Below are 9,280 nucleotides of genomic sequence, written 5' to 3'. Positions count from 1 at the left end.
CTTGCCTCTTCCATGATCAATGCGCAAAGCCTCTCCGGCCCGGTCCCGGTTGATCCGGACATTGCCGATGCCATGGGGGCTTTTACCGAGGACGCGCTTTCAGTTGATGAAGCGCTTGATAGCCATTTTGACGGCATTGATCCGACCGCTGATGCGGAGGGTTCCGATCATGGCTGAGAACAAGAAAAGCTATCGCGATCAAGTAGTCGAAGAACTGCTTGGCCATATCGAAGCAGGCACCGCCCCTTGGCAAAAGCCATGGGAACCGGGAAAGGCCCGCATGGCCCCGTTCAATCCGGTATCCGGTAAAGACTATCGCGGCATCAATGCGCTCTGGCTTGAAATGCGCGCGCACTCCGATCCGCGCTGGATGACCTATCGCCAGGCGGCGGCCCAGGACGCGCAAGTCCGCAAGGGTGAGAAAGGCACCATGATCGAGTATTGGAAATGGTCCGAGCGCGAGAAAGTGCTGGATGACAACGGCAAGCCGGTCCTCGACGAAAAGGGTATCGCCAAAACCCGCGATGTGCGGTTGGACCGGCCTAGGGTGTTTCATGCGGTCGTCTTCAATGCCGAACAGATCGATGGCCTTTCCCCCTACATCGCGCCCGAACCGACCTTCAGCCCGATTGAACGCGCCGAGCAGATCCTCAAGCAAGGCAATGTGCCGATCTTCCATGATCAGAACGACCGGGCTTTTTACCGATCCTCAACTGATCAGATTCATATGCCCCATCAGGCGGCTTTCAAAGGCCAGTATGAATATTACGCAACTGCCCTGCATGAGCTTGGTCATGCAACGGGGCATAGTTCACGTATGGCCCGCGAGTTCGGGCCGTTTGGGTCCGAAGTTTACGCCAAGGAAGAACTGCGGGCCGAGATCGCAAGCTACATGCTGACCACCGAGCTTGGCCTTGGCCACTATCCGGAACGCCATGCTGCCTATGTCGGCTCCTGGATGAAAGCCATCAAGGAAGACCGCAATGCGCTGTTCGCTGCTGCGCGGGATGCAGAAAACATCCGCACCTGGATCATGGAGCCAGATCTGCGTCAAAGCCTGATCCCCATCAAAGCCAAAGAAGAAACCAAAACCATCATCCAAACCCCGGCTGTTGAACGACAGAAGGAAAATGCCATGAGTGATGAGATGTCACAGGCTCCGAACCAGGACACCAGTACCGAACGCAAACGCATCTATCTCAATGTGCCATTCAGTGACAAAGATGAGGCCAAGGCACTCGGGGCAAAATGGGATCGTCGTGCCAAGGCCTGGTATGCTCGCGATGATATGGAGCTTGAACCGTTCAAACGCTGGCAGGAAACCAAAGCCCAAACCCCTGAGCCCAAGATCAGCCCGGAACAGGAATTTGCCCAGGCACTCAAAGAAAACGGCTTGATCCTCGATGGACCGCCGACCATGGATGGCAAATGGCATCGGGTTGCCGTTGATGGTGATCGCAAAGGCCAGAAAAGTGGATCCTATCGCGGGTTCCTTGAAGGGCTTCCGGCTGGCAACATCACCAATTACAAGTCCGGGCAGGACCCGGTCAAATGGGTGGCGACCGGCACCAAGATTGATCCAAAGGAGTTGGAACAGTCCAGAGCCGAAGCAGCTGCCCGTAAAGCAGCTCAAGAACAGGAACTCCGTGCGCAATATCGCGCCGTGGCCAAACGGGCTTACGGGATTTTCCAGAACGCCGAACCGGCTCCCGCCAATCACCCCTATTTGCAAAACAAACAGGTGCCTGCTGGTGACCTGCGCATTGATCAGTCCGGCAACCTTCTGATGCCGATGGCCAATGACAACGGCTTTGTCGAGAACATCCAGACCATCCATCCCGATGGCACCAAGATGTTCCTCAAGGACGGCAAAAAACGCGGCCTGATGCATGTGATCGAAGGTGATCCCAATGGCCCGATGATCGTGACTGAAGGCTATTCCACCGGTCAAAGCCTGCATATGGCCAGCGGGCTGACGGTGGTGGTTGCCCTTGATTCCGGAAACCTCGCCCCCGTGGCCGAGGCCCTTCACAAGAAGCATCCGGATCGCGCCCTGGTGATTGCGGCTGATGATGACCATGCCAAGCAGATCAATGCCGGGATCAAGGGAGCCGAACGGGCTTCTGAACTGACCGGGGCAAAGATCCTGCGTCCGGATCTGAGGGATGACGAAAAAGCCAAAGGCTTGACCGACTTCAACGACATTCATCGGGAACGCGGGATTGAGGCGTTGAAACGCCTTGTCACAGAACAGCTCGGCCTCAGTAAACCGAAAGCCAAATCCAGAACACGGGGACGCGAGCAGCAGACCGCCAGCTTGGCTGTCTGATCCCCGAATGCCGGTGGCGCAATGAACGCCACCGGCACCTTTTTATCGATACTGGAAACATGCCATGGCCACCGACCGCCACGTCATCAAAACCTATTTGAACGACGAAGAGAAAGAACGCATCGATCAGCTGGCCCATCAGATGCGTCTGTCCCGTTCGGAACTTCTCAAACGCTTGTTGATGAATACCAAGCTGCCAAGTGCCAGCGACTTCGCCGCATGGCAGGGCATTCGCGATCTTCTAAAGGTCAACGCTGACCAGGCAAGGCTCGGGAACCTCTTCAAACTCGCACTTGATGAGCCGCTTTCAGCAGACCTTCTCAAAAAGTTCGATGATCTGATCCGCGATATTGAAGAAACACAGGCAGAGCTCAAAGCCACCATTGGCGAGATCCGCGACCAGCTTCAGCCGGGTAAACAAAAACAGGCCAAGCCATGATCGCGACCAAAATCGGCAAGAAGTCTGGCGTTCCGGATAATTACACCCGGCTTGGCGAATACATCGCAGCAGCCGAGGAGAAAGGCGAGAAACTTCATCAGTTCTGGATCCGCAATTGCGATGCCGGCACAAATATCGAGGACCTCGGTCTGGCCCTTCTGGATATTGAAGCGGTTCGGCGACAAAAGCCCGATATAGCCGACAAAACCTATCACCTTGTCGTTTCTTTTCGCCCTGGCGAGCAAGACAAGCTGAGCAAAAATGATCTGATGGCCATCGAGGCAGAATATGCCAAGTCACTTGGCTACGGCGATCATCAGCGGGTGGCAGGAACGCATATCAACACCGATAATTTCCACATGCATGTTGCCTTTAACAAGGTGCACCCGGAAACGCTCAAAGTCGTAACGCCACATCGCGATTTTAAGATCCTTGCCAAGGTCTCGCGCGATATGGAGAAGAAGTATGGCCTCACGATTGATCCCGGCATTACCGATGGCAAGCAGCGCGAACAGAACACGCTCTCACCAGCAGCAAGGAACTACGAGGCCCATACCTGGCAGGAATCATTCCAGCGGCATGTGTTCAAGTATCGCGAGGAAATACTGGAGGGCTTGGGAAAAGCAAAGAACTGGCAGGAAGCGCACGAGGTTCTCTCTGGGTACAACATGAGCATCAAGCTACGTGGTAACGGAATGGTCCTGATGAGCCCTGATGGTCAGTCGATGAAGGCCAGCCAGTTGGATCGATATTGTAGCAAAAACAAGCTTGAAGAACGGTTCGGGAGTTTCAAGGCTCGGCAAGCCAAACCACGAAAGAATGGCGAACATCTAACCAAAACGAAACTACGCTACAAATCGCGGCCGCTTGTTCGGCATCGCAACACACCTGCCCTTTGGCGTCGTTATCTCAGCACGCGGAAAACGATGACCCGGCAACCTAGCTTAGCAGTCCGAGCGTTGCGTAACTGGAAGATGTTTTTGCTCATAGAGGCTTATCAAGACCCGCTGGCAATGGTTTTGATCTTAGCGCATCAAGAGCTATTAAGATCGTCACTCAACACACCACACAAAAACAAGAAGTTAATTTTGGCTCACAGCCCATAACAGCTTAGTAAAAAGGCTTTTAAAAATATTCAACTCCTTGTCTTCAATGAAGTAAAATTTACCATTCTGTATTTTGTCCTCATCGAAAAGATCATCGGAACCTGGAGACATTGCTTCCAAAATTAACGAATTTTCCGATTGAGACTCGTTAAAACTGTTTTCATATGCGCTCCGAAATTCAGTTATTCTCTTAACGAGGTCCGATCTGGATTTGGCATCCATTACCCCATGAGAGTGTGAATATATATTCCGCAGGGAAACGAAGACATTCCAGGCCCTTAAATACAAATCTTCAGTGAAACAAAACTCCAGATCTAGCATTCGAACTTGATCAGGATATTTTTCAAAGATGCTAGGTACAACTTTTCTCATCAATGTTTTTCTAGATACTAGATTACGAGCGGCCCCTTCAAACAAACAAAATATAAAAATGAATTCCCATATATTTAGAAAACCTTTTAAGGATTCAGACCAGCTACCAGAAACACTTAAGCCTATTATTCTTTCGATATCCATCTCAACATTTTTATTAAAATCTCTAATATCTACTCCGAGAAATTCATGAATATTATTGACATCATTTACCCGTGAATTCATACCAAGCATGATTTCACGTATAAGAATATCGGCACCAACTCCTGTATCCGCCTCAAACAAATCTAGCAGTGAAAATATTCCGTTATTAACCAATTGGCACATGCAAAACGCATCATGGAAATTTTTATACCATGTTGATGATTTTTCATTCGGCGCATCAATTGTTACGTCGTAGATATATAACATAGCATCCCCAATCTTCATAAAATCTAAGCCAAGTCTGGATCAACGTCAGAAGAATGAACATCCGCAACTATCACGCTAATGTATGGTGGCTGTCGAATTGTGGCGTCTAAGATATCCGCCGTTGGCGGCCCCCCCATATGACGCTGGAACCCCACTAGAGTATTCTGGGCGTATTTTGTTGTTGTGATTGAAATGTTGTTCACTCGAGGAAATGGCCAAGGAGCTGATGGCCTCATCATTAATGATGCATACCCGCCGAGTAGGTCATACACCATTCGCGTCCATTCACACTGGTTACTTAAGCTTTGATCCAGGACATCTCGACCAAACATTCGCCCAAAAGATAATAAGTTAAACGCCTGCTCAACAGAGGTCGCAGGCTTAATTGACTTTACGCTCCTACACTTCGGCCACCCCAGAACAAAGGGATGATAAGGAATGAAAGGCTCTTTAAACCTTCTAGATGGGAATAAGAGATAGGATGAGCAATCAGCCAGCCCACTAACCAGAGAAGAACTAACTAGTGTTGATTTGGAAAGCACGTATTGTGAGCGCGGATTTAACAGAGATGTACGTTTAGTATCTTTAAAAAGAGCGAGAGGCTTACTGCGATCAAGGAGTTCAAGCAAGTCCCGCTCATTGGCTGTTGAACGACCACCTGACAGCCTACCAAATCTCTCACACAACTTTGCCTGCAGCAAAATTCCACGACGCCTCGTTACTCTCCCGGACGTACTATCCCGATTTTGTATGATGATGAGGAGGTCCGCTAGTTCACATTTAACTGTCTTACCCGACACAGTTTTGCCTAACGCCTGCGGCGTACCATCGATCCAGACGGAGCGGACATTCACAATACAGCTCCTCAACGGAACTGACAATGCAAGGCTCTCTGCCAACTCTTTTAGAACATCTGTAGAATGTAAGTATCGCAAAAACCAGCGCTCTAATGAACGTTCTTTGGCGACTACGAACTTTTTTACTTGTGTATCCCAATCAGTCCAAGAGAGCATCGCATCGCCTCTATCCAGAGCTGCACTAAGAAAACACAATGTTAGAACCACTCCTAACTTATTGCGTTTCTATAGCCTCCTCGACAACCTGCATAAAACAGCTGAAAAGCTCAAAGTCCTTATGGACTTGGTCTAAGGCTTGTTGCAGATGATCAAAAGTATATCCCCAGTCGTCATCGTTCCAAGCATCCACAATTTTATCTGTCGAAAGCTGGAATGGTCGAAAATACCGACCTTTTCCTTCGTGTTCCCAACCTCTTTTTCCCAACTCCAAGCTTGCTTCTGACTCCAATGAAGCAATCGCTTTGTTCCAACTCCTTTTATCGGAAAAGTAAGAAGGGTCCGGGCAAAACCGGAAACCATATTGCGTGTCGCCTAGCCCAAAAAGAGATGCTACCCGGTAGGAGTTTGTTCCATTCGGGTCGCGAACGTCTAAATCAAACCAAGCTTTCCAATATTCGTTTTCATCTCGCCAATGCACTGGCGCACACCAAAATTCGTGTAACTCGGCTCCTGCGCTAACTGCACCAAGCCACGACTTTCCTTCCAACCAGTTTTTGAACAGATTGGATAACTCTGCGTTTAGCGAAGGAACTATCTCACTCTCAAAATAAACCGCTGCTTGATCAAATAATTTCAAGTTTTGCAGGATTAACTGCCCTGGTCGCTTACTCTGATCGTGCGACATCTATCCCCCCCCTAAAATCTGCTAATATGTTTCGCGAAGGTTTTCGCAAGGAACCTAGATATCTCATGCCCATTTTTTGGCTTCTTCGCAGCATCCCACAAATGTGAAGCAATCTTTGACCAAGAGTATGGAACGACATCGTCAAAGTAAATTCCTGCGGTTTTTGGCACCGCACCGGTGCATGTAAGATAAATGACTTTCCAAGGTCGACCGTCGCGCGCACAAGCCTCGGCAATCTGGCAGTAACGTTGCAATTGATCAATTTGCTCCCCGGCATCAATTTTTACCTCAATGATAAGAAAAAAATTGCCAGGATCGTCGATCCGAATGTCGACACGACTATCTCTCGATCCATCGGGACAGTCTTCAACGGCCAACCGGCAATAGCTTGAGGGCTCCAAGGGAAAATCTGGAATGTTAGTCAGCAAGCTGTTCAAGAGACCAGCATGTAGTCCGTGCCCACCTCTAGGATCAAGAAACCACTTTAGGACAGCAGCATTTCGAACTTCGTCACGTCGAAGACCCGCAATACTCCAGGGGTTGCCGAAGTTCACAGATCCAAGTGTCTGGTCCGAAACCAGCTCCCCTAGATCCTCGAAAAGACCCACCAGCTGGTTCTCGCTCGGCAACTCTACAACGCCGCCGGGAACTTTAGAGCTATCAAAACTACATTCCCCCAAATTCTGAAAAAACTCGGGCAGATTGGAACTCAGCAAATCGACCTTCATATAGAGATCCTTAAGCTAGAACGAGGAATACACTACCTTCCTACCTATTCGTATGAGCACTAGCCGCGGCGCCGCTCTGCGCGGCACGATATGTTGCAGAGAATACAGCCTCAGAAAGCCATTTCTTAAACGACGGGTTATCACTGAATTGCTTAAAGAGCTCGGTGTGGTCCGTCAGCAATTCGATGACCGCGCGCTCCAAAGCCTTATCGTGCTCAATGCGGGCATTCTGCTTGTCCGAGTTCTTGATCGCGTTCTGGTAAGCCTTGTCCGCAGCCACCTTTGTCGGCAATTCCTCAGCAATCACCTTCCCAATTTTATCAGCATCTTTCCAATCGATATTGCCGAACATGTCGTTGAAGGCCTTAAGGATATTGCTGAGATTGTCCAAATCAGGTTCCGCCTTACGCCCTCCACCAACGCTAGGAACAGGGTCGATCTCAGCATCAGCATCCGGAAGTGCTATCGACATTGTGGCCTGTGCTTCCACCCGATAGCTGTCCATATCGATTGCCTCGAGTATCCCCCTGGAAAGGTCCTGCTCCTCTGGTGCGGGGAGCTTTGGAGTCAGGAACGTCAGGAAGATTGAAAGTTTCTCCCAATCGGCATTCGAGTAGGGAAGTATGGCTGACAAAAAACCATAGGTGCGTGTAAACGCTTTGCTCTTGCCCTTGAAGTCGACCTGTCCATCTTCGTCCAGGTCAGTCTTATAGGTTGCTACGCAGGCATCGAGGATCGGGTCCAGTTTGTCCCTGTCAGCACCGCCAAGATACAACGCAACCAGTTCCTCGACTTGTTCCCAGGAATAGGCCTGATAGCGGTCAAGACTGGCTTTCAGGTCGTGCAGTTTGTTGGGATCTGTTTCCTCGCTGAGGATCGTTGTCCGGTAATAGTTTTCGAACGCAGCCCTAATACCATCGATATCGTTCATGAAGTCCAAAACAAACGTATCGTGCTTCTGCGGATGCGCCCGGTTGAGGCGCGACAAAGTTTGTACTGCCTTGATACTCGACAACGTCTTGTCGACATACATCGTGTGCAGGAGCGGCTCGTCATAGCCAGTCTGGAACTTATCCGCCACGATTAGGAACCGATACGGATCAGACTTGACGATCTCTTCTATCTTGTTGCTCGGAAAGCCGTTCAAACTCGCTTCCGTCACCTTCTCGCCGCCATACTCATGCTCCCCGGAGAAAGCGACAATTGCCTCATAAGGGCTCTTGCGCTCTTTCAGATAGTCGCGGAACGCTTGAAAATACTGGATCGCACGAAGAATCCCGCTGGTGACGACCATGGCCCTAGCGGCACCGCCAATCTTCCGGCGTCCAATGACTTGGTCATGGAAATGATCGACCATGATCTCTGCTTTTTTCCGGATGGCATAATCGTTGGATTCGACATAACGCCTCAGCTTCTTCTGTGCACGCTTGCTATCAAACTGAGGGTCGTCTTCAACCGTCTTCATCAGACGGTAGTAGCTATCGACCGGCGTGTAGTGTTTCAGTACATCAAGAATGAAACCTTCCTGAATAGCTTGCTTCATCGTGTAGCTGTGGAAGGGCACATGCTTGACTTTGCCACCCTGTGGAACACCGGCACCAAAAATCTCCAGTGTCTTGTTCTTGGGCGTCGCCGTGAACGCAAAATAGCTGGCGTTAGGCAGCACCTTGCGAGCCTCCATCAGGCGGTTGATGGTGTCCTCGACCGTTTCATCCTCTTCTTCGGCTCCCTCGGCAGCAAGCGCGATGTTCATCTTCGCCGATGTCCGGCCACCTTGGCTTGAATGGGCCTCGTCGATGATGATGGCGAACGACCGTCCGCGATGTTCATCGCCAATTTCATCTAAGATGAAGGGGAACTTCTGTACCGTCGTGATGACGATCTTTTTGCCCGCCTGCAGGAAGGCCCGCAGATCGCCCGCGCGTTCTGCATGGCCTACAATCGAGGCAACCTGCGCAAATTGCTTGATGGTGTCCCGGATCTGTTTGTCCAGCACCCGGCGGTCGGTCACGACGATGACCGTATCGAAGGTCGTCTTGCCGCCGGTCTCCAATCCAATTAGCTGGTGGCCGAGCCATGCGATGGAGTTGCTTTTTCCTGAGCCGGCTGAATGCTGGATCAGGTATCGCTTGCCAGCGCCGTTCGCCTCGGCATCGGCCAGCAGTTTGCGCACCACATCCAGCTGATGGAAGCG

The 9,280-nt window shown here is 50.5% G+C and carries 7 protein-coding genes; 3 read left to right on the top strand and 4 right to left on the bottom strand.

Features of this window, described 5'->3' with window-relative positions:
- The first annotated feature begins 169 nt into the window (after positions 1 to 169).
- The 3 genes from ACN0YD_RS15230 (at position 170) to traI (ending at position 3,874) form a co-directional block, all read left to right on the top strand.
- Positions 170 to 2,329, top strand: a complete 2,160-nt coding sequence (locus ACN0YD_RS15230; RefSeq protein ID WP_417321275.1) for a zincin-like metallopeptidase domain-containing protein — start codon at positions 170 to 172, stop codon at positions 2,327 to 2,329.
- 64 nt (positions 2,330 to 2,393) lie between these two features.
- Positions 2,394 to 2,768, top strand: a complete 375-nt coding sequence (locus ACN0YD_RS15225) for a plasmid mobilization protein (protein WP_417321273.1) — start codon at positions 2,394 to 2,396, stop codon at positions 2,766 to 2,768.
- Complete coding sequence (gene traI / locus ACN0YD_RS15220) at positions 2,765 to 3,874, top strand: TraI/MobA(P) family conjugative relaxase (protein WP_417321271.1); 1,110 nt, start codon at positions 2,765 to 2,767, stop codon at positions 3,872 to 3,874. The genes ACN0YD_RS15225 and traI overlap by 4 nt, the downstream gene beginning before the upstream one ends.
- Here traI and ACN0YD_RS15215 read toward each other — a convergent pair.
- From ACN0YD_RS15215 to ACN0YD_RS15200, 4 genes are all read right to left on the bottom strand, one after another.
- A complete protein-coding gene (locus tag ACN0YD_RS15215) occupies positions 3,851 to 4,675 on the bottom strand; it encodes a hypothetical protein (RefSeq protein WP_417321269.1) in 825 nt (274 codons plus the stop codon). The two genes, traI and ACN0YD_RS15215, sit on opposite strands and share 24 nt — an antisense overlap.
- Before the next feature lie 1,053 nt (positions 4,676 to 5,728).
- The gene (locus ACN0YD_RS15210; protein WP_417321267.1) at positions 5,729 to 6,358 is read right to left on the bottom strand and encodes a hypothetical protein; all 630 of its coding nucleotides are present in this window, start codon (positions 6,356 to 6,358) and stop codon (positions 5,729 to 5,731) included.
- Between the two features lie 11 nt (positions 6,359 to 6,369).
- The gene (locus tag ACN0YD_RS15205; protein WP_417321265.1) at positions 6,370 to 7,086 is read right to left on the bottom strand and encodes a PD-(D/E)XK nuclease family protein; all 717 of its coding nucleotides are present in this window, start codon (positions 7,084 to 7,086) and stop codon (positions 6,370 to 6,372) included.
- Positions 7,087 to 7,126: 40 nt separating this feature from the next.
- On the bottom strand, positions 7,127 to 9,280 hold a 2,154-nt coding region (locus ACN0YD_RS15200), incomplete at its 5' end, for a type I restriction endonuclease subunit R (RefSeq protein ID WP_417321263.1).

This window comes from Emcibacter sp., assembly GCF_048269205.1.
Lineage (GTDB): Bacteria > Pseudomonadota > Alphaproteobacteria > Sphingomonadales > Emcibacteraceae > Emcibacter.
Note: the sequence above shows the minus strand (reverse complement) of the source record. Positions and strands in the feature narration are given on the sequence as shown.